Raw genomic sequence first — 24,860 nt, 5'->3', positions numbered from 1 at the left:
CAGGGATCTTTTTTTGGAGGAATGGATGATGCTAAAAATTGCTATTACACCTGAGCGGCCACCTCAACGGCTTATCAAGCACTTATTAACTATTGAACCTTTTATCGACGGGGTCATTTTAAGGCTCAGTGACAGTGATGATGCTTATATTGTCATCCAGTCTTTACTGCAGGCAGGTTTCGACAAAAAGAAGCTGATTGTCCATAGTGATGTGACGTTGCTCAATTTTTTCCAGCTGTCACGCATCCACTTCCGTCAAGGTGATAGGACAGCTTATAATCTGAAAGAAAAGCGGCCACAGTTATCAGTCAGTATGGCTGTGCATAGTGTGTCAGCATGCCAGGAAGCACTCTGGCATCATCTGGACTATGGTCTCTACAGTCATCTCTTTCCTACGCCGTCAAAACCTGCTCAAGTTCCCCGCACACCACTTGAAATAAAAGAAGCACTCGCAACAGGACTGCCGCTGATAGCGCTGGGTGGTATTACGGCCGAAACACTACCACAGCTGCCAGCGGAGTTTGTCGGGTATGCAGGCATCCGGTTATTTGAATGCTGACGAATGAAGGTGATGTTATCAAGAAATATGATTTAATCATCGTGGGCGCAGGTGTTATCGGATTATCTATCGCCAGAAACCTGCCGCGAGACCTATCTATTGCTGTAATCGACCGTAATGAGCCGGGCAGGCGCGCCTCCTATGCAGCGGGCGGCATGCTCGGTGCTCAGAATGAATTTTACGAGGACAATGCGCTCTATCGTCTATCGATGGCAGGTCGCGCAATGATGCCTGAAGTGATCAGTCAGCTTGAGGCAGAGACCGGTCATCAGATCCATCTCAAACAGCATGGTCTAATTAAATACTTAAGCTGTATGGAAGATCAGCCGCTATTTGAGCGACAGTTCCATTTTCTCTCTCAGACAGACAGCAATATCAGACAGTTAAATACAAAGGAATTGACGCAACTGCACCCAGGTATTACGGGTACATCTGGTATTTACATTCCGGACGACGGGCAGATAGATGCTGCGCGCTATACACGGGCTTTAAAAGCCACGCTCAGTCATGTCGATTTTTATCATGATGAAGTACTGAATATCCGGAAGTCTGACGATTACACAGTTTCTATTCATCAGCAGCAGTTGCAGAGCGCTAAACTACTGATCGCAGCAGGCGCCTGGTCACAGGATTTACTCCGCATGCTGAATATTCATCTTCCAGTGACAGGGATGCGCGGAGAAGTCTGTTACATGTATCATCCTACTCTGCATTTACGGCCTTCCCTGTTTGGCACAAATGGCTGCTATATCGTGCCTAAGGCCAATCATCATTATCTTATTGGTGCGACCAGTCAGCCTGACCGGGAGAACTACGTCTCAGACAGCGGCATCGCCTGGCTGCTGGAAGAAAGTCAGAAAATGCTACCGTCTTTAGCAGCAGGTGAAATTATACGGACTTATAGCGGTGTGCGCCCCTTTACACGGAACCATCAGCTCTACTTGGATGAGTGTTCTGAAGGCTTATATGTAGCGACCGGTCATTACCGTAACGGTATACTGCTGTCCGCTATTACAGGCCATTATATGGCTCAGCTGATTCTAGGCAGACGCGAACCTTTGTTAGACCATTTTCGAATAAAGGAGTTAACAACGTGAACATTATTTTAAACGGTGAATCTCATCAGACTACCGCCCAGAATTTACACATGTTACTGAAAGAACTCGCTATTGATGATAAACGAATTATCGTCCTGATAGACGACGAACCGATCAAGAAGGAATGTTTTGAGACAACAGCACTAGTTGAAGCCATGCGTTTAGAATTACTCGAATTTGTCGGAGGCGGTTAATATGTTTAAAATCGGAAATTATGAATTTACATCAAGACTTATCTTAGGAACGGGAAAATTTAAAGATGCTGCAGTGCAGACGCAAGCGATTGAAGCAAGCGGCACAGAAGCACTGACTTTTGCAGTCAGAAGAATGCAGTTGTTCGATAAATCCCTTCCTAACCCTCTAGCTGAAGTAGACTTAAATCGTTACTTTACATTCCCAAATACAGCAGGCGCAAAAACGCCTGAAGAAGCAGTGAAGATTGCAGAAATTGCCCGCCATGCTGGTATGTGCGATATGATCAAAGTGGAGATTATCGGTCATGACCGTACTCTTCTGCCGGACTCGCTTGCGACTTATGAGACCTGTGGCCGCCTGCTTGAGAAAGGTTTCACTGTCTGTCCTTATATCAGCTGTGATGTTGTCCTAGCTGAAAAATTAGAAAAGCTCGGCGTCCATGCAGTCATGCCGCTCGGTTCACCTATCGGCACAGGGCTTGGCATCAATGATCCACTAAACATCAGCTATATCGTAGAAAGTGTAAACATCCCTGTAATCGTCGATGCCGGTATTGGCTCTGCCAGTGATGCAGCCTTCGCCATGGAGCTGGGCGCGGATGCAGTGCTATTAAATACAGCTGTGTCAGGTGCAGATGACCCTGTCAAGATGGCAGAAGCAATGAAATACGGCGTGCAGGCAGGCCGGCTAAGCTACGAGGCCGGACGCATTCCTAAGCAGTATGTCGCCAATCCTTCCAGCCCGACTGAAGGACTTCAGTTCCTGTGAGCCGTTATGAGCGGCAAGTAAGATGTCATGCTTTCGGTTCTTCCGGGCAGAATCGACTGGAGAATTCGACGCTGCTCATCATCGGTGCCGGCGCCCTGGGCAGTGCCGTCAGCGAGCAGCTCGCCCGCGCTGGCGCAGGCCGTCTCGTCATCTGCGATATGGATGTCGTCGAGTATTCCAATCTGCACAGACAGAGCTGCTATACGGAAGAAGATGCCGCAGCTAATATGCTGAAAGCAGACGCTTTAGCTTTCCATCTGAAAGCCATTAACAGTAATACTGATATTATAACTGTCACTCAGGAAGTGACCTCTCTTAACATCATAGCATTAATTCATCAATATAAGCCGGATATGGTGATAGATGGGACCGATGCCTTCAGCACACGTTTTCTGATTAATGAAGTATGCCATAAATTGCAGCTGCCCTGGGTCTATGGTGCTTGTTTAGGTACAAAAGGCACGGTTTATGCGGTCGATTACACAAGCGCCTGCCTGAAATGTCTGCTCGCAGATGAGCAGACGAGCGGGCAGGACTGTTCAATCGCCGGTATACTGCCGCCTGTCGCTCACATGACAGCGAGTATGCAGACAGCAGAAATCATGAACTATATGGCGAATAGATGCTTTTCAGGACAACTGCTGACTTTCGATATGAAGTCGATGCGCTTCCAGCAGACGCTGGCAGATAAGTTAAAGAATCCTGACTGCAAGACATGCTGTCATGGTCACTACCCGCGGCTGAATGAGCGTCCTCTTAAAGTCATGAAACTATGCGGCGGTAAATACATGGTCAGACTGACCCCTGCTCATTTTACGGAGACCACTTTCCGTTTCCAAAAATCTTCTCCTTATTTCAAATATTATGAAGGCCCTCACTATACAATCAGTTTCTTTCATGATGGTCGTATCATTATTCAGGGGCTTGACCGCATAGAAGATGCTGAACGTTTCATCGCAGAGTCCATTTAAAAAACCTTCTATTTCCGAGGAAATAGAAGGTTTTATGATTAATGTCTGATTAAATAGTCAAATGCGCTGAGTGCAGCTGTAGCGCCTGCGCCCATTGAGATGATGATTTGTTTGAATGTCTGATCTGTACAGTCACCTGCTGCAAAGATACCTGGCACATTTGTCGCACCATTGCGGTCAACAATGATTTCACCACGTTCATTACGCGCGACTGTGTCACCGACAAACTCAGTGTTCGGTACAAGGCCGATTTGAACGAAGACACCTTCTAGGTCGATAGATTTTTCTTCACCTGTATGGCGTTCTGTATAAGTCAATCTGCTTAGTTTGTCTGTACCTGTCAGTTCTTTTGTTGCGGCCTGCGTGATGATTTCAGAGTTCGGCAGTGATGCTAAACGTTCCTGAAGGACAGCATCTGCACGCAGCGTGTCACCGAATTCAAGTAATGTCACGTGCTCTGTAATACCTGCTAAGTCGATTGCTGCTTCAACACCTGAGTTACCACCGCCAACGACTGCGACACGTTTACCTTCGAAGAGCGGACCATCACAGTGCGGACAATAAGCGACACCTTTGTTTTTAAATTCAGCTTCGCCTGGCACATTCATGTTACGCCATTTGGCACCTGTACCAATGATTAATGTTTTAGATGAAAGTTTAGCACCGTTATCCAGTTCTACTTCAACCATATCATTGACTTTCTCAATGTTTGCAGCACGGACTGCTGTCATCACATCGATATCATATTCACGGATATGCTCACCTAAGTTCTGTGATAAAGCAGGACCTGTCGTCTCTTTCACACCGATCAGGTTTTCGATGCCTGCTGTGTCATTGACCTGGCCGCCAATTCTTTCAGCTACCATACCTGTACGAAGACCTTTACGTGCTGCATAAATCGCGGCTGCTGCACTTGCAGGACCCCCTCCAATAACAAGCACTTCATACGCTTCTTTGGCGTTCAGTTCTTCTGCGTCCAGACCGCCGCCAACTTGAGCGACGATTTCATCTACTGTCATGCGTCCGCTGCCAAATTCTTCACCGTTCAGGAAGATGCTTGGTACAGCCATAATATCTTTAGACTCTTCGCGGAAGACCGCACCGTCGATCATTGTATGTGTAATGTTCGGGTTAACGACAGACATCAGGTTCAGTGCCTGTACGACATCCGGACATTTTGTACAAGTCAGACTGATATATGTTTCAAAGTGGAGAGGCTGTTCCAGTTTCGCGATCTGCTCCAGTGTAGACTGCTCTTCTTTCGGTGCACGGCCGCTCACTTGCAGGAGCGCGAGTACGAATGATGTGAACTCGTGACCTAATGGTACACCAGCAAACGTAATTCTTGCCTCTTCATCCGGATGACCTACTGTAAAGCTAGGCGTACGCTTCAATGAAGATTCCTTTAAAGTAATGCGAGGTGTCATACTTTCGACTTCTTTCAGTAAATCCATCATATCCTGGGATGATTTATCTTCGCCCGCACTAGCTGTCAGGATAACTTCACCTTCAAGTAGTTCAAGATACTGGGCAAGCTGCTGTTTCAATGTATTGTCTAACATCGATGTTCCTCCTCAAATAAGTGCCACAACACCCGAAGAGCGTTGTGGCTGATTTTTTCTATCTATGTTTAGAGTGTTCTTAGATTTTACCGACTAAGTCAAGACCAGGTGTTAATGTTTCTGATCCTTCTTTCCATTTAGCAGGACATACTTCACCGTCATGTGTACGCACGTATTGAGCTGCTTTCACTTTATCAACAAGCACGCTTGCTTCACGACCGATGCCGTCGTTGTTGATTTCCATTGTTTGAACAACACCATCTGGATCGATAAGGAATGTCGCACGTTGCGCAAGACCTTCTGCTTCATCTAATACATCAAAGTTACGAGCGATAGTGTGAGATGGGTCACCGATCATTGTGTATTCAATTTTAGCGATAGCATCTGAATGATCATGCCATGCTTTATGTGTGAAGTGAGTATCACATGATACGGAATAAACATTAACGCCTAAACTTTGTAATGTTGCATATTGATCCTGTAAGTCTTCTAACTCAGTTGGGCAGACAAATGTGAAGTCGGCTGGGTAGAAGCAGACAATGCTCCAGTCGCCTTTCATTGACTCGTTAGATACTTCAACGAACTTATCCTCTTTAGGATTATAAGCATTAGCTGTGAATGGTAAGATTTCTTTGTTGATTAATGACATGAATGAACCCTCCGAATGGTTTATATTTTTTAGATTATAATTATTATAATCTAGTACTCCCCTATTGTTACATGATTGTTGGTTGAAGTCAACGAAGAAAACTTGAATAAAATATGACTTTTTAATACTATTTTTTAACCTCCGCGTCATCTCTCGCTAAAGTACTTATTATCAGTAGAAAGCCGATATTCTCAATCTAAATATAAATTTTATTAATCAAATATTTAAGTATTATGAAGAATTTAAGTCATACTAAATAACATATTGCACTTCTTTCACAATCAAGCTATAATAAAATTAAGATAAATGTGATTTAATTCACAAACAAAAGGAGAGTTCTTTATGGAACAAACAGCAAACCGCATTTCCGCAAAAGATTTCATCAACAAAGTACTAGCTGGGGTTGCACTGGTATTGTCGTCGGTTTAATTCCGAACGCTATTCTAGGCAAGTTATTCAAAGCATTAATTCATTATCATCCTATTTTCGCCACGTTGAACAGCGTTGTTGTCGGTATCCAGTTTACTGTACCGGTTCTTGCCGGTGTCTTAATCGGTATGCAGTTCAAACTCAACCCTATTCAGACAGTCATTGTCGGTACTGCCGCATTCGTAGGTAGTGGTGCCGCGGTCTTCAAAGAAAATGCATGGGTCTTAACAGGTATTGGTGACTTAATCAATACCATGATTACCGCTTCTATCGCCGTCTTACTCATTTTATGGATTAAAGATCGCTTAGGCAGTCTGACTATTATTCTTTTACCTATCATAGCAGGTGGTATCGCCGGATTCCTGGGCATCATCTTATTACCTTACGTCAAACTGATCACATCAAGTCTTGGACAGCTGATTAACAGCTTCACTACATTACAGCCGATGGTCATGTGCATTCTAATCGCTATCTCATTTAGTATTTTGATTGTTTCACCTATTTCAACGGTCGCGATTGCGATGGCAATTGGTATCTCCGGACTTGCATCAGGTGCCGCGAACCTAGGGGTTGCCGCTGCTGCCTGCATGCTTGTGGTTGGTACAATGCGTGTCAATAAAGCAGGTGTTCCTATCGCTGTCTTTCTTGGTGCTATGAAAATGATGATGCCGAACCTGCTCAAATATCCAATCATCGCTTTACCTATCGCACTGACTGCTACTGTTACAGGTATTGTCGGCAGTCTGATCGGCATTCAAGGAACAAAAGAATCTGCAGGTTTCGGATTCTCTGGTCTTGTCGGGCCAATCAATGCCTTTAAATTCATGGAAGGCAATGCGATGATGAATCTCCTTCTCCTTATTCTTGTCTATTTCGTTGTTCCATTTGTATCAGCATTCATCTTCCATTACTTATTTACAAAAGTCTTTAAATTATATGATCCGGAAGTATTCAAATTTCAGACTGAAAGCGAGGGTAAATAAATGACTAAAATAATGATGTTCGGTGCCCGCGAAGACGAAAGACCTGCTGCTCTGAACTGGGCAGAGAAAAACAATGTAGAGCTCACAATCTCTTCTGATATTCTGACACCAGATACCATCGATTCACTTAAAGGCTATGATGGTGTAACAACGCAGCAGATAGGCAAACTGGCACCTGAAATTTATGAACGTTTAGAAGCGATCGGTATCAAACAGATTGCACAGCGTAGTGCAGGTTACGATATGTATGATTTAGAAGCCGCAAAAGCGCATCATATTATCATCTCAAATGTGCCGAGCTATTCACCGAATTCCATTGCAGAATATGCCGTTGCTATGGCGCTCAATCTTGTCCGAAAAACTTCTCTCATCGATGAACATGTCAGACGCCACGACTTCAGATGGCAGCCGGTCATCATGTCTAAAGAAATCAAAAGCCTGACAGTCGCAATCATCGGCACGGGACGGATCGGACAGATTACGGCTAAGATATTCAAAGGTTTTGACTCTAACGTAGTCGGCTATGATCTCTATCCGAATGACGAGGCAAGAGAATGGATTAATTATAAAGACTCTGTAGAAGAAGCAATTAAAGATGCCGACATCGTCTCTCTGCATATGCCGGCAACAAGCGACAACCATCACCTCTTCAATAAAGAGATGTTCGCTCAGTTTAAAAAAGGTGCCATTTTGATTAATGCGGCACGCGGCAGTGTAATTGATACACCTGCTCTTATAGAAGCGATTGATAGCGGTCAGCTGGCTGCTGCTGCCCTAGATACGTATGAATTTGAAAGCCAGTATTTCCCTAAAGATTTCAGCAACCAGGAAATTGAAGACAAGGACTTACTTCGTCTGATTGAACACGACAAAATTATTGTAACACCGCATATCGCTTTTTATACAGATGTTGCTGTACAGAATCTGGTCGAAGGTGGTCTGAACGCAGCACTCGAAGTGATTCAGACAGGTACTTGCGAGACGCGACTCAACTAAAAATACGCCCGCCTATTTAAAGGCGGGCGTATTTTATTTTGCTAAATAATAACGAACGATATGCTCGAGCATGACTGGGAGTTCCTCAAATGCGCTCTTTGTGTTCAGTCTTTCCGTTACTTTGTGTGCGTCCTTACCGATCGGTCCGCAGTTAAAGACAGGCGCCTGAATCGCATGGATTTCTTCAAACGGAATATCATATGTTCGCTTAAAAGTAGGCGTGTTATCCGCATAGACTTTACCACTGCCGGCGCTATCGCTTAAACAATAGCTCAGATCGCTGATACCGTTGAAATAATGCAGGCGTTTACTCTCGCGGCCTAAACCTGCGGCTGCCGTTTTGACCTGTACTATTAAATCTTCAATCTCAGAATGATATGATGCATTGACTGCCGGGTAATACGGCGGAACAAAGAATGTAACCATCGCAGGCCCGATAGCTTTACAGTTTTTCATCAACTCATCCACCACTTGAATATTCTGCAGATAAAGTGCCGGCTCTTCTACCGCTTTGCTGATAATCAGCTCTACTTTATCACGGCCAAGCTGCTCGGTTGCCTGCTGCAGCAGTTCCGCATAAGTCAGTACTTTGATATCCAGTGTTCTCTCTACTTGTTCAAGTTCGAAGATTTGCTGATACGCTTGTTCGCACTTCTCTTTTGCTTCTTTGACAATCGTGTTGAACTGGCTGAAGACATCTGCTGCCGTCTGTTTGAATGAAAAGACATTATAAAGCGCGACAGAGCGAAACGGTGTCTGTACATCGTAATAATCCTTTAAGTCTTTATTCATGAGCGCAACAGGCAGAGGTGTCGCTTCGTCTTCAAAAGTCTCCTTGAAGTGGCGGTTATATTCCATCGTCTGATTGACAAAGTTCAGCATAAAGTTCGAACTGATGCCGTTCATCGGGGTCCCGACATGCGTCTCTTCTCCGTAACAAAGAACAGCAGGCATTAATTTGCCAATGGAACCGGAATAAACGTAATGCGCATTATCTGATGCCTGCTGCTGGAAAGTCGGCTCACTATTCAGATAGAGGACGATATCCAGCTTTTCTTTCTGAACAATGTCATGCAGTTTCATCATTGCTGTACGCATGCCAAGTGAGTTCACTTCTTCATCAGGCACTGTCATCAGCAGTAGATTGATATTCCATTCTTCAAGAATCGCTTTCTCAATCAATGACAGATGCAGCATCAATCCTGGCTTCATATCCATCGAACCTCGGCCAAAGAGATAATTACCGCTCGCCAGGTCTTCTTTCGCTGTCGCATTCAAGTAAGCATCGTCTTCTTTGAATAGTGCCGTAATTGCATCCATATCAAACGCCGCCTGTTCATAATCACCGAAGTCATCAATTCCGACTGTATCGTAATGACTGATCAGTACGATCGTTTTTCTGGACTTAGCTTTGTAGTGTGCCATCAGCGTATGTCGACCATCCCCAGTCGGCGCTAAAATGACCTGTTCTTCTCTCTCTTTAAAGTAAGGTAAATCCATCAGCATCTGTTGAATGAAGAATGGAAACTCCTTCTCTCCTTCTGACAATGTCACGCTATCAAACTGAACAATCTGCTTCAGAAGTGTTGCACGCGCTTCTGCACTTTGCCATAAACTCGTCATGTCTTATCCCCTTTCATATAGTTCCATCATAAGCCCTGGTCAAGAAAAGATAAAGTCCACTTTTTTTGTTATAATTTAACTATACTTCTATATAAGGGGATGAGAAGATGTCAAATGAAGGCTGTATAAAATGTGGTCACCAGGAAACCGTAACAAAGGATGTTTCTATGGCAGGGACAGGATTATCTAAACTGTTTGATATTGAGCATAATACGTTTACAGTAATTTCCTGCAAGAACTGTGGCTATACAGAATTTTATTCGAAGCAGACAAATGCAGGTATGAATATTATGGATCTATTCTTTAGTTAAAAAAACGGTAAAGGCCTCATCCTAAAATTTAGGATGAGGCCTTTTTTGATGGTTTTGTGTTCAGATTCTAAGTCAAGTCGAACAGCAAACTCCGTTGTTGTTCAACTTTTGAGCCAGGTCGAACAGCAAACACTGCGTACGCCCGCACTCCTTTTTACCTGACGTCTTCAAGCCCGGTCACCGGCAATATGCCCGCCAGCAGAAATGCACCCGCAACTACTGCTATCAGCCCAAAAATAAAGATGACATCATAAAAACTGAATGGTACACGGTAATAATAAGTCCGAGGGCCATCTTTAAATCCTTTTTTCTCCATCGCCACAGCGAGCCGGTGTGCTTTACGTATATTCTGACTCATCAGCGGAATAATCAGATGCTTGAGGCGTCTGATTCCTCTATACTGCTTCGGATCTATCATCTGGTAGCGCATCTTCAGTGAATTTCTGAGCTGAAAGAATGATTCTATCATTATCGGGACCATTCGTATCGCCGCCATAAAAGCATAGGCATACTTCGGTTTAACATTTAAATGCTGCATCAGACTATAGAAAATCATGACAATCCGTGTAGTAAATGCGATTGTCAGCCCGAGACAGCTCACTGTAATCGTTCTAAGTGACAGATGCAGTCCTCTGAAGAGACTCTCCGTCGTAATATGGATAATACCCCATTTAAAAAGTGTATGACTCCCGTCCCCGTAAAAAATCATGAAAAGTGAAGAAGTGACGCTAAACAGTGCAATTACCGAGAAAAGCGGCAGGACAATCTTCAGCCGTGTCCCGGAAAAAAGCAGCATAAAAGAGAACATCAACAGCGCCATATAAAGCATGACGTCGAAGCGATGAATGAAGATGACCAGAAAGAAGAGCAGGACACCTGCTATCATCTTCGTCAGGATGTTGACATGGTCCATCATCGTGATGCGTGTCTTAAACTGTTCATACATGAGCTGCACCTACTTCTTTCAACTGATTCTCCGTTACATGAAAGCGTCGCGTCGGATAGCGTTCCACAATATGCGGGTCATGGGTCACCATCATCACCGTCTGCCCCTGCTGCACCCGCTCCTTAAAAAGTGTCAGCAGCTGGAACGTATTATGACTATCCAGTCCGAACGTCGGTTCATCGAGCAGAATGATATCTGCCGGGGAACTGAGGGCTGTTGCGACACTCAGCCGTCTTTTCTGTCCCATCGAAAGTTCAAAAGGATGCTGGTCTCTGACATGCTTAAGCTGCAGTAGCTCTAACATCTGCATCGTCTTGTCGCGTGCTGTTTCCTTATTCTGATGGTAGTAGTTGACGTAGACTTCATCATAGACGCTATTCTGGATGAACTGCAGCTCCGGATTCTGATAGACCAGATAAAAATGAGCGGCAGCATCGCGGACTGTTTTCAGTCTGATGTCCACGTAATACATCACACCCTCATACGGAACCATCTGCAGCATTGATTCAAGCAGTGTCGTCTTCCCTGTACCATTCTGGCCGGTAATGACAATCCACTCTCCTAAACCAATCTGCAGCTCCTCTACTGCGTACAATGCTTTTTTACCACGCTTAATCATGCCATTCTTGTAGCTGAATAACGGTACGGATTCCACTTTATCCTCAAGCGACGACGGTGCATGCTGCCAGGCATTCGGATGCCAGATACCATAATCCGAGAGCAGCGATTCATAGTGCTCTAAAATATAGGACGGTGCACCTTGCTGCACGATCTCACCTTGTTCGTTCATCACGATTACACGGTCAACATGCTGCCAGATATGCTCGACTTTATGTTCTACAATCACTACGGTCTGATCATGCCACAGACTAATCAACAGTGACCAGAGCTGTTCTGTCGCTTCAGTATCAAGCATAGCGGAAGGCTCGTCTAAGAAGAGTGTATCAGCCTGCTGAAGCAAAGTCCCTGCTATCGCCAGTTTCTGTTTCATGCCACCACTCAGCTGGTTGATAAGCTGACTTTTATCGACATTCAAGTTTACTTCACGAAGAGCATGTTCTATACGCTGATCCATCTCACCTGCCGGCACTTGTCTGTTTTCCAGAATAAAGGCCAGTTCTTCGTACACTTTCGGCATACAGAACTGACTATCAGGATCCTGAAAAATAACAGCAGCACTCGGATCAATCAGACGTTCTTCGTACTTCATCGGCAGGTCTATCAATTCAGGTACAATGCCTGCCAGCACATTGAGCAACGTGCTTTTACCGCAGCCGGAAGGTCCAAGCAGCAATACTTTTTCCTTTTCTTTGATGTCAATCGATAACCCGTCAAATATCTTATCCTTAACCCCGGGATATTTCAGCCGTAGATCTGTTACTTTAAGTTTAGAGTGCGTCATAATCTTCCTGTGATGCAGAACGGAATAGACGTGTGACACCGGTCTGATCAAGCGCTTTGACGAGTATATAAGGGAGAATACCCGCCAGCACGGCTCCGCTGATTACACGAAATACAATGAAAAGAATTAAGTTCCACGCTGCAACTTCACTCATATAACCGTAGAAATAGTCGATTGGCAAGCTGATCAAAGCAGCTGCGACACCCGCTAATATACATACCATCACACTGCGAGAACGATATCTGAATGCCATGAATACAAGCTCACAGGCAAGACCCTGCAGTAAAGCAAAGACAAATGTCGGGATATCAAATTTCCCCATGATAATCGTCTCACCGGCACCAGCTGCAAACTCAGCCAGTAGTGCAATACCGAATTTCGGTACAATCAAGTAAGCGACAACAGCTGCAGCAAACCACATACCATAAGTCAGCTGTTCAACATGAACACCAAGCGGTTTAACGGCTTCATAGGGCAGCCACCACAAATTATAGATAAAACCAAAAATCACTGCGACAAGCACTGTTACTAAAATATCTGATAACGTCAAACCTTTTCTCATTCCAATATCCTCCTCAACAAAAAACACGCAACCATCACAAGATGATTGCGCGTCAAAAAAGACATAGAAAAATAAAATCTATACACTTTCCTCCGCTAGCATCAACTAGATCAGGTTCAAAGGGTTCGAGATTATCTCGTCTCAGTTACAATAACACCCCTAGTGTTTCTGTTATGTATTTGTATTTAAACTGTATACTTGTCCGGAATTAAAGTCAATAACATTTCCTGAGAAATAAAAAAAGCGATACCGAAGTATCGCTTCATATTAATCGCGGTAAACCGTTCTTTCTGCCACACCGCGCGCTTTATCTTTTTTGTTATAACCCAGCATAAAGTATGCTGCTGTCACGATTGCAAGGAAGATAAAACCGATAATAACAGATATACGAGTATCCGGATTGATCAGCATGAAAAATAATACTAATACCAGGAATCCGATTGTCAGCCAGTTCGTCACTGGTGCGCCCGGCATCTTGAATGGATGATCTTTAATCAGTTCCGGATGTTTCTTTCTAAACTGCATATGACTGATCAGAATCATGAACCATGGTACCATACCTGGCAGGATTGATGCGCTATAGACATAGACAAAAATTTTATCCGCCCCTGGAATCACGACATTGAGGATAACGCCCAGGAAGATACCGATTGCAATAGCAAGAACTGCATAGAATGGCACGCCTGTTTTTAAGACTTTACCGAAGATAGCTGGCATTTTGCCTTCTTGTGCCAAAGTGTAGACCATACGACTTGAACTGAAGATACCTGCATTGCATCCCGACATTGCAGCGGTGATAACAACGAAGTTAATCAGACCCGCTGCGACTGTGATACCAATTTTAGCGAATGTTGCTACGAACGGGCTGCCGATTGTACCTAATTGATCCCATGGATAAACAGTAACGATAACGAAGATAGCACCAATATAGAAAATCAGAATACGCCATACAATGCTGTTAACTGCTTTTTGAATATTTTTTTGAGGATCTTTTGTTTCACCAGCTGTAATTCCGATTAACTCAACTCCTTGATAAGCACCGACTACGATAGAAAGTGCAAACAAGAAACCTGTCAATCCATTCGGGAAGAATCCACCATGTTCAGTTAAGTTGCCAAAACCAATAGGATTTCCACCGTTACCAAAACCGAATAAAATAACGCCTAATCCCGCAACGATCATCAGAATAATTGTGACAACTTTAATCATCGCAAACCAGAATTCAAACTCACCGAATGCTTTTACAGATGCTAAGTTCGCAACAGCGAGTGTCACGACTACGATCAGACCTGGAATCCAAGTCGGTAATTCCGGCCACCAGTACTGCATATACTGACCGACGGCGATAACTTCACTCATCCCAACAACAACCCACTGGAATATATTACTCCAGGCAGTTGCATAACCCGCTGCCGGATGAATGTAATCATTTGCATACTGAGCGAATGAACCTGTCGTTGGATAAAGATAAACCATTTCTCCCATTGCGCGCATGATGAAGAATAAGAAAATACCAGCTACTAAATACGCAATGAGTGCAGATGGTCCTGCCCAGTTAATAACACTGGAAGCCCCCATAAATAATCCAACACCAATTGTTCCGCCGAGTGCAATCATCTGGACCTGACGTGAGCTCAGTCCTCTGTGTAATTGATTGTCTTCCATTACTTTTACCTCTTTCCTTTATATAAGTGAAATATTTATTTTCTCTGTTATTATACAGCAATTTCACAAGTTGTAAATCACAAATTCATCGCTTTTAAGCAATAAAGCAAATAATTTTCTAAATATTCTTTGAATTTGTAATAGCTTGGTATAAAAGTATTTATAAAATATGAATTATGCATATAAATAGATTTTAATAAAATAAAATATTAATAAATACAGAAAAAAATACCAAATTTCACAAATAAATGGTGAGATTGTGATATTTAAAATACCGTTATTATATAACAGAAAGACATAAAAAAATCGGAAGCAAATTTGCTTCCGATAACTTTATTTAATTAAAGCACACGTCTGATCAATGTTTTAAGAGGTGGCATTTTTTCAAGTTTACCTTCTTCAAGTAATGAACGGATTTCAAACTTAGCATAACCCAGCATCTCATCAAAGACGATTTGACCTGGCAGCGGTGCTGCATCCTGATCAACATAAACATTGACAATAACAGGCTTATTAGCCGCTTTTGCCTGCTGCATAGCTGGTGCAAGTTCTTCCGGTTTTGTGACATTGATACCCATACCGCCACAGCTTTCAGCAAACTTAGCATAATCGATATCTGCTAAGTTAATAGCGTATTCCAGCTCTCCTGCAGCCTGCTGTTCATACTTGATGAATGATAACTGCTGGTTATTCATAACAACTACAATCATCGGCAGGTTGTAATAGACAGCAGTGACAAAGTCCTGCATGACCATTGAGAAGCCACCGTCACCGGCAATTGCAATCGCCTGACGCTCTGGGAAAGCAATCTTAGAAGCGATTGCGCCCGGTAACGCACAGCCCATTGTTCCGAGCCAAGCAGAAGTAATAAATTTATTTTGGTGATCTAATCTTAAATACCTTGTACTCCATACTGTTGAAGTACCGACATCAATTGAGAATGTTGCATCGGGCTCAGCAATTTTTTCGATTTCGGCCATCACGCGTTCTGGACGGATAGGTGTAGAGTCTTTCATCCGGTCTTCTTCTAGCCACTTGTTCCAGTTCACCATATTTTCCTGACATGCTTCAAGGAATGGACGACGTCCAACCGCTTCACAAGCCTGTGTCAACTCTGGCAGAATATCTTTTGCATGTCCTATCAGTGGTACATCTACATCATAACGTTTGCCGATATTTTTCAGATTGATATCAAGCTGAATACAAGGGACATTCTCATCTGGCAGATAGCTGACATAGGGGTAATTCGTACCTAATAAGATCAGTAAATCCGCTTCTTTCATTGCTTCAAAAGCTGGCTTCGTGCCAATTTTACCGATATTACCAAGTGATTGCGGATGTGTATCTGGAATAATACCTTTAGCTGGGAGCGTAATCATAGCTGGTGCTTTAATGCATTCAATGAAATGAATCACTTCATCTTTAGCACCTTTCGTTCCTACACCTGCAAGAACCACTGGATTTTTACTATTACCGATCAATTCTGCCGCTGCCGCAATTTTATCAGTCGGCGCAGAGAAATGCGGTCTGACATATTCATATTTTTTATCAAGTGTATTATCTTCAATCTCTGTTTTAAGAATATCCCCGGGAATCGTCAATACCGCTACGCCTGATTCATCATATGCTGTTTTAATCGCTTCATTCACCGTATCGAAAATTCGATTTGGATCCGTCACAATCTGGTTGAATACCGCTACACCTTGGAACATTGTAGAGATATCGACTTCCTGGAAGTAACCTGAACCAATCTGATCTGTATTGGTATGTCCGCATAGGACAAGTGTCGGCACATTATCCATTTTTGCATCGTACATGCCGTTTAATAAATGGACCGCACCTGGTCCACCTATCCCTAACGAAACAGCAATCTTACCTGTTAATTTCGTATAACTTGCCGCTGCAAGTGTCGCTACTTCTTCATGTCTGACATTATAGAATTTGATACTTTCTTCTTCATGCTTAAGTGCATCTACCACTGAATCAATTGAATCGCCTGGAATACCATAGACATGATCAATGCCCCAGTTTTTAAGTGCTTTGACTAATGCGAGATTTGCTTTGATTTTACTCATAATGATGCCTCCTTTTTATTATACATCTGTTATCTACCCGTCGCTTTTCATTCTAATCACTTATCGTGTATGGCATAGACTTAAACAGGGTATAATATTAAAAATAAAAGGGGGCAATATGATGAAGAAAATATTACTGACTGGCGGTACTGGACTAGTAGGTTCTCGATTAATTGAAATGACAGACCATGAGTTTTATATTCTGACGCGTTCTGATAAGGAAGACACCGCGCATGTTAACTATATCAACTGGAATAATGATGATTATTTATCTCAGATACCCGAAGTAGACCTCATCATCAATCTAGCCGGGGCGAGTCTGAGTAACCGCTGGACCCAGCAACATAAACAAGCGATTGTCAAAAGTCGCATAGAATCTACGAAGAAGCTAGGTCCTATCATTGAACAGCAGCAGAAGAAACCTTTCCTGATTTCTGCAAGCGCTGTAGGCTATTATCCACCTGCTAAAAATCTCTCCTATACAGAAGCCGACCGTTTCGAAGCATTTGACTTTCTATCTAAAACCGTTCATTTATGGGAGCAGGAAGCAGCTAAACTTAAGGTAGCGACTGCTTATTGCAGATTTGGTGTTATCTTCTCAAACCAAGGCGGGGCGCTCCCTATTATGGTTAAGCCCTATCAATTCTATATTGGCGGTAATATCGGCGATGGTCAGCAGGTCTACTCCTGGATTCATATTGATGACCTCATTCGTGCTCTCCTTTTCATCTACGATCAACAACTGACAGGGATCTATAACTGCACCGCACCAGAGCCTGCCACGCAGGAAGAAGTCGGGAAAGCAATCGCTGAAGCACTTCATAAACCTCACTTCCTACCTGTGCCTGAGATTGCACTGAAGACCTTACTTGGTGAACAGGCGATAATGGTTACAGACGGTCAGCGCGTTCTACCGGATAAACTCATTTCAGCAGGCTTTAAGTTCCAGCACCCGACTATCAAAGAAGCGATTACAAGTTTATATGGTTAATCAAAAAGAACAGAAAAAAGCAGTTGAAAAACGCTGGCGTGAGGAAAAATATAAAGTGATGTATCATAGTCAGCAGCACTATAATGACATCAGAGGCCTGATGAAAGAACAGCTGACGGATATCGATATCCTGAACACACAAATCAGTGAAGCGTATGCACTGGAGCCTACGCACGGTTCTATGCTCAATACATTTCAGCATTTATGGGGATATTTCAAGAACAAAGCGACCCCAGAAGAAAAAGAGCTCTTTCTGCCGCTACTGAACCAGGTACCTGAAAAGAACGATGTTATCATCCAGCAGCTCCATCATTTAGCCCTTAAATATAATGTTAAATACCTCAAAGAAAGCAGTATATTAACCGAAAAAAACTGACGTATCAGACGTCAGTTTTTTTCGGTTGAAAACCACAGCGTGGACTGGTGGTATCGTTCAGCCATTTATCATGGAGAAGCTGCTGATAAGCTTCATACACCGTTTCGCCCTCAAGCCTCGTATCCCCATAAACATAATAAGGCGGTAGCGGCTCATGCGAAAACGCTTCCTGATTGGCAAAGATAATATCCGCCAGTACATCGAGATCTTCTTTAAAGGCAGGAGAACGCTTGCCACCTCGTCTTTGATGCTCCAGGTCCATTTCCACAAGCATATTATAAAGGTCAATGATGTAGGGCTTGCCATTATTGTAAGCCTGTTTGACGATTGGATGATGTAAGTAACGCGTATTTCCCTGTATAATCTTCAGTTCGGCAAGACAGACACGTATGATCTGGTATAACTCGAGCACCTGTTTGGACAATCTTCTATTATCCAAATACTGTGCGCTGATTTTATGATCAGCGTCTACTCTAAATATCTGCATATGACCCCTTCTTTTCATTAGTTCTTAAATGTTAACACGTTAAAAATATTTTCTCAAATCGTCTGTTGACGTTTACAGCATTTGTATCTATAATTATAAATCGTAACTATTACGTTTTATAGGAGGCAATATGCATTACTTTATTAAAGGACTCGGCGTGGCATTGCTGGCACTTATCTTAACTGCCTGTGGCACAAATCAGGACTCAGAAAAAAATCACGAAGAAAAAGCAGTAACAGAGAAGACAGAAGAGCATGCGCATAACCACGAACACAAGCATCATGAACATGATCATCACCACATGTCAGCTGCTGACAAAAAAATATACGAAGGTCACTTCAAGGATAGTCAGGTAAAAGATCGTGAGCTGACAGACTGGGAAGGTGACTGGCAATCGGTTTATCCTTATCTTCAGGACGGCACATTAGATGAGGTATTCGAACATAAAGCAGAAGACAAAGGTGATATGACAGCAGCCGACTATAAAAAGTATTATACAACTGGCTACAAGACTGATGTCTCACGTATCAATATCGGTAAAGAAAAGATTGATTTCTATAAAGGAGACAAAAAGATTTCCGGGAAATATCATTATGACGGCAAAGAGATTTTGACATATAAAAAAGGAAATCGGGGCGTCCGCTTTATCTTCAAGAAAGTATCAGGTGATAAAGAAGCCCCTGCATACATCCAGTTCAGCGATCATAACATCGCACCCAAACTCGCTGAACATTTCCATATTTATATGGGCGATGACCGTGCTCAATTACTTAAAGAAATGGAACACTGGCCGACTTATTACTTCAGTGATATGTCAGGTGAAGAAATCGCTCATGAAATGATGGCTCATTAAGAACGAAGGAGATATTCTGATGAATATCTCCTTTTATGCGTGAGAGACTTTGCCTGGTCGCACTGAGCGGTACCAGCCGAGACACATGATAAAGATGATCAAGAGCTCGATGACATCACCGCCGTAGTACATGACAACTGCTCCTGTCTGCGCCTGCACCGCATCTACACCGGCGGGCGGATATGGATAAAAGGATTTAGACAAGATCTGGTGCAGTGCGACGGACACCATCATGACAATGGCCCGGTACTTAAAGGAATAAGGATGCCTCACTGGGTCCAGTTCCAGCATTACAGCTGTGAATAGGTAACCGGCCAGAAAGATATGAAAATGAATCAGATAATGCAGCCACGTATGATGGTGCATCATCATAAACAAATCAGTTCGGTAAAGCAGCCACAGTCCACCTGTATTGAGTATAGTCGCTGTAACAGGGTGTGCAATAAACCGTATATAAGTGATGTTCATGAAACGGGACAGACGTCGTCCACTCTTAACAGGAAGCGTCCCTAAAAGCAGTCTTAAAGGCATTGCCAGCACCAGAAGAAGTGGTGACAGCATCCCTAACAGCAGATGGCCGTACATATGATAGATAAAATTATGGTGCATTTCTTCTGCAAAGGGTCCTACCATGACCAGTACTGCAAAGATGATGCCGACTATCCAAAGTACAGATCGATAAACGGGCCATTTTTTCCTGCCAGCTAAATACAGGTAACCTGTTATCATCACAACTGCGCTAAATACAATGATAAAGTCTGCCGGATTCACTGAATGATGTATATGCATCACTTCATCAGCTCTCTTTTACGTGACATCAGAAAACCGATGATAATCATCGCAAGACCTGTAATAATCCAGACAATATCGTATGTTAGAACATTATCCACATAACGAATCTGGTGCATGCGCAGCACTTTATGATTAATGATGCCGTCGTAGACCTGGAAAGAACCCATTCCCATCAATGTACGACCTATCCAGAATAACCAATCAGTCTGATATTTTCTTCTCGCATCTGCCAGCAGGAACAATCCGAAAATAATAAAGAAGCCGCACATTGAATTGAGTACGCCGTCCGATAAGAGTCCGATTTCCTTGGTCATCTGATCATAAAAGTGGTGCCACTGCAGAAACTGGTGAAAGACAATTTCATCTATAAAGCCGGCCAGCCCGATTCCAAAAATAAAGCCCGACCATTTGTGTTCTTTTGTATAAGTTCCCATAGATTGCCTCCTTATTTTTTAGACTTATACCCTCTTTACATTTATACATACAAAAAAAACAGCCAATCGGCTGTTTTTAAAAATCTCGGCTAAATCCTGGTTTATCATGGTTCAGCTTAATGGTACCTGCTGTCAGATAACTTGCATATGCGAGCCATGCAACATAAGGTGCCATTAAGAGACCTGCTATCTCATTATGGTCATAAAAGATGAGGGCTGCTAAAAGTCCAGCCGCAAGCAGACAGAAGCTTTCAATGAGGGCTGTACCTCGTAATTTTAGATTAAAATACAAAATCGACCATAAATAGTTTAAACCGAGCTGTGCATAATGACTGACCTTAACACTTTTGTCTGTCGTGTAGCGATCAGCTAAATAATAAGCCACGCCCATTCCTGTATAAAGTACCGGCCAGACAATCGGGAAGGCAGCAGGTGGTGGTGCGAGCGGCGGCTGTTCATACTGCTTATAATCGCCTTGAGCTTTACTCGTTAATGCGCCGACTATGAGACCACCTGCTAGTGGTAACGTCATTTTTATGATTTGTTTCTTAACGGTCATGACTATCCCTCCAGAGTATAATTACTTATTCTATACCCGAATGGAAAATAATTACTCACTGACATTGAATAGATCATTGAATGACTCCACAATCGTTGGATGTGTATAGATCGTATCACGAATGACCTCATAAGGAACTTGCTGATTCATAGCAAGTGCAATCAAGTTAATCAGCTCATCAGACTTCACACCGTAAAGTGTCGCACCTAATATTTGATGTGTCTTCTTATCAACAACAGATTTAAAGAGTCCTCTGCCTTCGTCATCTATTGTGTGACGCGTGATGCTTGAGACTTTGACTCTACCTTCCATAATGTCATAGCCTTTAGCACGAGCTTCAGCAGCTGTCATACCGACGACAGAAATAGGCGGTGTGATGAAAACGGTATACGGAATAATACCTCTATTTTCTGTCGTGCGTTTACGCTCGCCAACAAGTCCGTCTTTAATAACGCGGAAATCATCAAGCGAAATATATGTGAACTGGGGCCCGCCCGTCACATCACCTGCAGCATAGACATTTGGCACAGTTGTTTCAAGATATTCATTTACTTTGATCTCACCGCGTGCACCGAGTTCTATATCTGTGTTTTCGAGTCCTAAATCTGTATTCGGCTTACGTCCTGTCGCATAGAGGACTGCATCTGCTGTAAAATCGCCTTGAGATGTCTTCACTATGACCTCATCACCTTGATCTTCAAATGCTTCAGTACTCGCATTTAATACGAAAGTCACATTATGCGCTTCCATATCTTTGATGGCCATAGCAGCAATCTCCTGGTCCTCGTGCCCAAGAATTTGGTTGCCACGCTCAAGGACCGTGACTTCGGTACCGAAATCACCGAATGATGCAGCGAACTCAAGTGCGATATAGCCGCCTCCGACAATGACCAGACGTTTAGGCTGCTTCGTCAGCTGCATAATGCCTTCTGAATCATAGACGTGTTTCGATTCTATAACCCCTTTAATAGGTGGCACGTTGGAGACAGCCCCTGTATTGATGACGATATGCTCTGCTGTCATTTCTTCTGCTGTCCCATCTGCAAAGTGCAGTTCAAGTACTTTATTCGATTTGAAGTGTGCTTTTGCGTCAATTACTTCTACATTTTCTTCCCCAGATAATTTATGATAATTCTTTTTGTTCAGAAGTGACGTCACTTCTTCCTTACGAGCAATCGACTGTTCGAATGGTCGTTGCTTCGCACTATCGTGAATGAGTAACTTTGAAGGAATACAACCGATATTAATACAAGTTCCCCCGTACATTCTGCTGGATTTTTCAATCACTGCGACCTCTTTACCTTGCCGACCCATAAATTTAGCCAGCGTCTTTCCTGCCTTACCAAAACCGATGACAATTAAATCATACTCTTTCATTACCATGTCCTCCTTATGTTTGGAACAATTGATGAAAACGCTTCAATTAATTATCTCACTGTTATGAACTGATTGCCATTAATATTCCAGTTTCAGCTGCTTCATTCGCGTATGAAGAGTTTCAAAATCAATGATCCGTGCTTGCCGGTGATATTCTCTATCCTGATTAAAGAGCATGACAACCGGAGAAGTAAACAAAGAGAGCTGACCCGCTGCCTCAGGAATCTCATCAGCCATCAGATAATAGCCCGAAATTTGTTCTTCCTCTACCAAAGCTTTTACACGAGGATAATCAGCATGACAGACTGAGCAGCCTGTTGTCATCGTATAGAGCAGTTTCTTTTCATTATTATTCAAGATCTTAAGCCATTCCTCGTAAGTATTCAGTTTTTCCATTTTATAACCTCCAATAAAAAAAGAGACAACGATAACGTTGTCTCTTGAATTCTATCCTATTTTACACGTTTATCATCATTAGGAATTAAGAACATGATAGCCAGGAATGATACTAACGCCATAGCTACGTTCACCCATAATGCAATCATTGCACCGTGAGAAAGTCCCAGTCCAACAATAGCAGTCGCATAGACAGCACCACTGATTGCCATACCAAAACCGTTACCTAAAGATGAAGCCATTTTGTAGATACCCGCTGCAACCCCTGCTTTATTTTCAGGTGCAGTAGATACCGCTGTATCTGTAGAAGGTGTTGCATAGATACCTAAACCTAAACCAAATAATAAGTAACCGATAATTGAGCTGACGATATAGAGCATTTGAGGCAGGAATGTTAATGAAATTAACAGGATACCGATTGCCGCAATAATTGATCCTAACATCATCGGTTTTTTAGCGCCCATTTTCTGTAACATCTTTTCACCGACACGAATCATCAGTAAGACCATCACTAAGTAAGTCAGTGATAAAGAACCTGCTTGGAAAGATGAGAATCCAAGGCCTTGCTGTACAAATGTATTCGCTACAACTAAAGTACCACCGACTGCGTTTAACAGGAAATTAGAAACAACAGCACCTGTATAAGGTTTGTTAGAGAAGAGGTGGAAGTCGATTAATGGATTTCTTGATACGCGTTCACGTAAGAAGAAGATGATGAATGATACGACGATTAAAGCGATTAAACCTAATGAGATCATTGAAGTATAGCCAAATTCTCCACCTTTAGTGATGAAGAGTTCAAGACCTAATACAAATACGACTAAAATTGCTAAACCAGGCACGTCAAAGCGTGTACGTGTTTCTTCATCTGCTTTTGTTTCAGGTGTACCTTTAATCAGGAAGATTGCAATAATAGATAAGACGATTGAAATAACGAAAATCCATTGCCATCCGAATGTGGTTGCAACGGCTCCACCGAAGAATGAACAGATACCTGAGCCACCCCAAGAACCGATTGACCAGAAGCTTAATGCTCTCTGACGATCTGCACCGTGGTAATAAGCTTTAACAATAGCGAGTGTTGCAGGCATGATTGCTGCTGCTGAGAAACCTTGGATAACACGTCCAACCATCATAACAGCTGGAATAGTTGTCGCTATAACGAGGACTGAACCGATAATGCTTAAAATAAGGCCGGCTTGTGTGACTTTTACACGACCGTATTTATCTGCTATACCACCTGCACCTACCACGAACATCCCACAGAAAAGAGCTGTTAAGCTGAGCGCTGTATTGATGTTACCCATACTTGTATTAAAAGTATCTTTTAATGTCGGGACGATGTTAACGAGTGATTGAGCAAAAAGCCAGAAAGTTAATACTGCAAGAACAATACCGATAATTAACTTGTTATCGCCTTTAAAGTTTTCACTTGTGTGATTTTGATTCATGATTATCCACCTTTTATCGAGTTTTTTTCAACACATTACTTTTAGTTCCACTAATTAAAAATTTACAAACATTCTTTGGAAAAACGACTTAAATTTTCAAATATTCTGAAATTTTGTAAGAATAGTTATTCTATTATGAACAATCCTGCAGTAATTCCTCATAATCTTTCAGTTGTATAATCAACTGAGTTTTAACTGTACTACATCAATCTTAGTCTTCAGGACTCCTCTCCTGTTTTTTAATACCACTACTATACACCAAAGCGTTAAAGTATGAGACATACAAATGTGAACAATTAAAGAAAACGCTTATTTTTTAAGTGTATTTACCTTTTATAAGTATATTTTTAC

The 24,860-nt window shown here is 42.7% G+C and carries 25 protein-coding genes, 1 pseudogene and 1 riboswitch; of the genes and pseudogenes, 11 read left to right on the top strand and 15 right to left on the bottom strand.

What is annotated here, in order from left to right:
- Positions 1 to 25: 25 nt before the first annotated feature.
- Genes MGG13_RS00535 through MGG13_RS00515 form a run of 5 tightly spaced genes read left to right on the top strand, consistent with a single transcriptional unit; the run spans position 26 to position 3,590 of the window.
- Entirely contained in the window at positions 26 to 559 is a 534-nt protein-coding gene (locus MGG13_RS00535; protein WP_239034991.1) for a thiamine phosphate synthase, read from the top strand.
- Positions 553 to 1,656, top strand: a complete 1,104-nt coding sequence (locus MGG13_RS00530) for an NAD(P)/FAD-dependent oxidoreductase (RefSeq protein ID WP_133431317.1) — start codon at positions 553 to 555, stop codon at positions 1,654 to 1,656. Before MGG13_RS00535 ends, MGG13_RS00530 begins: the two co-directional genes overlap by 7 nt.
- The gene (thiS, locus tag MGG13_RS00525) at positions 1,653 to 1,850 is read left to right on the top strand and encodes a sulfur carrier protein ThiS (RefSeq protein WP_133431316.1); all 198 of its coding nucleotides are present in this window, start codon (positions 1,653 to 1,655) and stop codon (positions 1,848 to 1,850) included. Before MGG13_RS00530 ends, thiS begins: the two co-directional genes overlap by 4 nt.
- 1 nt (position 1,851) lies before the next feature.
- Entirely contained in the window at positions 1,852 to 2,619 is a 768-nt protein-coding gene (locus MGG13_RS00520) for a thiazole synthase (RefSeq protein WP_133431315.1), read from the top strand.
- Entirely contained in the window at positions 2,616 to 3,590 is a 975-nt protein-coding gene (locus MGG13_RS00515) for a HesA/MoeB/ThiF family protein (protein WP_239034990.1), read from the top strand. Before MGG13_RS00520 ends, MGG13_RS00515 begins: the two co-directional genes overlap by 4 nt.
- Before the next feature lie 38 nt (positions 3,591 to 3,628).
- Here the strand turns inward: MGG13_RS00515 and ahpF are convergent, their stop codons facing one another.
- Positions 3,629 to 5,152 carry an alkyl hydroperoxide reductase subunit F gene (gene ahpF, locus MGG13_RS00510; protein WP_239034989.1) on the bottom strand — a complete coding sequence of 508 codons (1,524 nt, stop codon included), beginning with the start codon at positions 5,150 to 5,152 and terminating at the stop codon, positions 3,629 to 3,631.
- Between the two features lie 79 nt (positions 5,153 to 5,231).
- Positions 5,232 to 5,801 carry an alkyl hydroperoxide reductase subunit C gene (gene ahpC / locus MGG13_RS00505; RefSeq protein ID WP_133431312.1) on the bottom strand — a complete coding sequence of 190 codons (570 nt, stop codon included), beginning with the start codon at positions 5,799 to 5,801 and terminating at the stop codon, positions 5,232 to 5,234.
- Between the two features lie 342 nt (positions 5,802 to 6,143).
- On the opposite strand from ahpC, the pseudogene MGG13_RS00500 reads away from it, so the two are divergent.
- A pseudogene (locus tag MGG13_RS00500) lies at positions 6,144 to 7,213 on the top strand (PTS sugar transporter subunit IIC).
- On the top strand, positions 7,214 to 8,209 hold the full coding sequence (locus tag MGG13_RS00495) for a D-2-hydroxyacid dehydrogenase (protein WP_239034988.1): 996 nt from the start codon (positions 7,214 to 7,216) through the stop codon (positions 8,207 to 8,209). It abuts the pseudogene before it with no gap.
- A gap of 33 nt (positions 8,210 to 8,242) precedes the next feature.
- Here MGG13_RS00495 and MGG13_RS00490 read toward each other — a convergent pair whose 3' ends face one another.
- Positions 8,243 to 9,832, bottom strand: a complete 1,590-nt coding sequence (locus tag MGG13_RS00490; protein WP_239034987.1) for a M20/M25/M40 family metallo-hydrolase — start codon at positions 9,830 to 9,832, stop codon at positions 8,243 to 8,245.
- A 107-nt stretch (positions 9,833 to 9,939) separates the two neighbouring features.
- Here MGG13_RS00490 and MGG13_RS00485 point away from each other — a divergent pair, with 107 nt between their 5' ends.
- Complete coding sequence (locus tag MGG13_RS00485; RefSeq protein ID WP_133431308.1) at positions 9,940 to 10,143, top strand: zinc ribbon domain-containing protein; 204 nt, start codon at positions 9,940 to 9,942, stop codon at positions 10,141 to 10,143.
- Between the two features lie 154 nt (positions 10,144 to 10,297).
- Here the strand turns inward: MGG13_RS00485 and MGG13_RS00480 are convergent, their stop codons facing one another.
- The 5 genes from MGG13_RS00480 to MGG13_RS00460 form a co-directional block, all read right to left on the bottom strand.
- A complete protein-coding gene (locus MGG13_RS00480; RefSeq protein WP_239034986.1) occupies positions 10,298 to 11,089 on the bottom strand; it encodes an energy-coupling factor transporter transmembrane component T family protein in 792 nt (263 codons plus the stop codon).
- Positions 11,082 to 12,491 carry an ABC transporter ATP-binding protein gene (locus MGG13_RS00475; RefSeq protein WP_239034985.1) on the bottom strand — a complete coding sequence of 470 codons (1,410 nt, stop codon included), beginning with the start codon at positions 12,489 to 12,491 and terminating at the stop codon, positions 11,082 to 11,084. Before MGG13_RS00475 ends, MGG13_RS00480 begins: the two co-directional genes overlap by 8 nt.
- Complete coding sequence (locus MGG13_RS00470; RefSeq protein ID WP_239034984.1) at positions 12,478 to 13,053, bottom strand: ECF transporter S component; 576 nt, start codon at positions 13,051 to 13,053, stop codon at positions 12,478 to 12,480. The genes MGG13_RS00475 and MGG13_RS00470 overlap by 14 nt, the downstream gene beginning before the upstream one ends.
- A 70-nt stretch (positions 13,054 to 13,123) precedes the next feature.
- Positions 13,124 to 13,224: riboswitch (TPP riboswitch) on the bottom strand.
- A gap of 96 nt (positions 13,225 to 13,320) precedes the next feature.
- Positions 13,321 to 14,718 carry an amino acid permease gene (locus MGG13_RS00465; RefSeq protein WP_239034983.1) on the bottom strand — a complete coding sequence of 466 codons (1,398 nt, stop codon included), beginning with the start codon at positions 14,716 to 14,718 and terminating at the stop codon, positions 13,321 to 13,323.
- A 341-nt stretch (positions 14,719 to 15,059) separates the two neighbouring features.
- Positions 15,060 to 16,793 carry a pyruvate oxidase gene (locus MGG13_RS00460; protein ID WP_239034982.1) on the bottom strand — a complete coding sequence of 578 codons (1,734 nt, stop codon included), beginning with the start codon at positions 16,791 to 16,793 and terminating at the stop codon, positions 15,060 to 15,062.
- Positions 16,794 to 16,914: 121 nt separating this feature from the next.
- Between MGG13_RS00460 and MGG13_RS00455 the strand changes: the two genes are divergently transcribed.
- A complete protein-coding gene (locus tag MGG13_RS00455) occupies positions 16,915 to 17,784 on the top strand; it encodes a TIGR01777 family oxidoreductase (protein WP_133431302.1) in 870 nt (289 codons plus the stop codon).
- On the top strand, positions 17,777 to 18,160 hold the full coding sequence (locus MGG13_RS00450) for a YbgA family protein (protein WP_133431301.1): 384 nt from the start codon (positions 17,777 to 17,779) through the stop codon (positions 18,158 to 18,160). The genes MGG13_RS00455 and MGG13_RS00450 overlap by 8 nt, the downstream gene beginning before the upstream one ends.
- 4 nt (positions 18,161 to 18,164) lie before the next feature.
- Here MGG13_RS00450 and MGG13_RS00445 read toward each other — a convergent pair whose 3' ends face one another.
- On the bottom strand, positions 18,165 to 18,647 hold the full coding sequence (locus MGG13_RS00445; RefSeq protein ID WP_239034981.1) for a pyrimidine dimer DNA glycosylase/endonuclease V: 483 nt from the start codon (positions 18,645 to 18,647) through the stop codon (positions 18,165 to 18,167).
- 130 nt (positions 18,648 to 18,777) lie between these two features.
- Between MGG13_RS00445 and MGG13_RS00440 the strand changes: the two genes are divergently transcribed.
- On the top strand, positions 18,778 to 19,500 hold the full coding sequence (locus MGG13_RS00440) for a metal-binding protein ZinT (RefSeq protein WP_239034980.1): 723 nt from the start codon (positions 18,778 to 18,780) through the stop codon (positions 19,498 to 19,500).
- Positions 19,501 to 19,533: 33 nt separating this feature from the next.
- Here MGG13_RS00440 and MGG13_RS00435 read toward each other — a convergent pair whose 3' ends face one another.
- The 6 genes from MGG13_RS00435 to MGG13_RS00410 form a co-directional block, all read right to left on the bottom strand.
- Complete coding sequence (locus MGG13_RS00435; RefSeq protein WP_239035645.1) at positions 19,534 to 20,289, bottom strand: cytochrome c oxidase assembly protein; 756 nt, start codon at positions 20,287 to 20,289, stop codon at positions 19,534 to 19,536.
- Complete coding sequence (locus MGG13_RS00430; protein ID WP_133431298.1) at positions 20,289 to 20,726, bottom strand: DUF2243 domain-containing protein; 438 nt, start codon at positions 20,724 to 20,726, stop codon at positions 20,289 to 20,291. The genes MGG13_RS00435 and MGG13_RS00430 overlap by 1 nt, the downstream gene beginning before the upstream one ends.
- Before the next feature lie 76 nt (positions 20,727 to 20,802).
- A complete protein-coding gene (locus tag MGG13_RS00425) occupies positions 20,803 to 21,285 on the bottom strand; it encodes a TspO/MBR family protein (RefSeq protein WP_239034979.1) in 483 nt (160 codons plus the stop codon).
- Between the two features lie 51 nt (positions 21,286 to 21,336).
- Entirely contained in the window at positions 21,337 to 22,662 is a 1,326-nt protein-coding gene (gene merA, locus MGG13_RS00420; RefSeq protein WP_239034978.1) for a hypothiocyanous acid reductase MerA, read from the bottom strand.
- A 78-nt stretch (positions 22,663 to 22,740) separates the two neighbouring features.
- Positions 22,741 to 23,058, bottom strand: a complete 318-nt coding sequence (locus tag MGG13_RS00415; protein ID WP_239034977.1) for a thioredoxin family protein — start codon at positions 23,056 to 23,058, stop codon at positions 22,741 to 22,743.
- Between the two features lie 56 nt (positions 23,059 to 23,114).
- The gene (locus MGG13_RS00410) at positions 23,115 to 24,509 is read right to left on the bottom strand and encodes an MFS transporter (RefSeq protein WP_133432537.1); all 1,395 of its coding nucleotides are present in this window, start codon (positions 24,507 to 24,509) and stop codon (positions 23,115 to 23,117) included.
- Between the last annotated feature and the right edge of the window lie 351 nt (positions 24,510 to 24,860).

This window comes from Macrococcus brunensis (assembly GCF_022343725.1).
GTDB classification, from domain to species: Bacteria; Bacillota; Bacilli; order Staphylococcales; family Staphylococcaceae; genus Macrococcus; species Macrococcus brunensis.
This window is presented reverse-complemented; position numbering and strand designations above follow the sequence as displayed.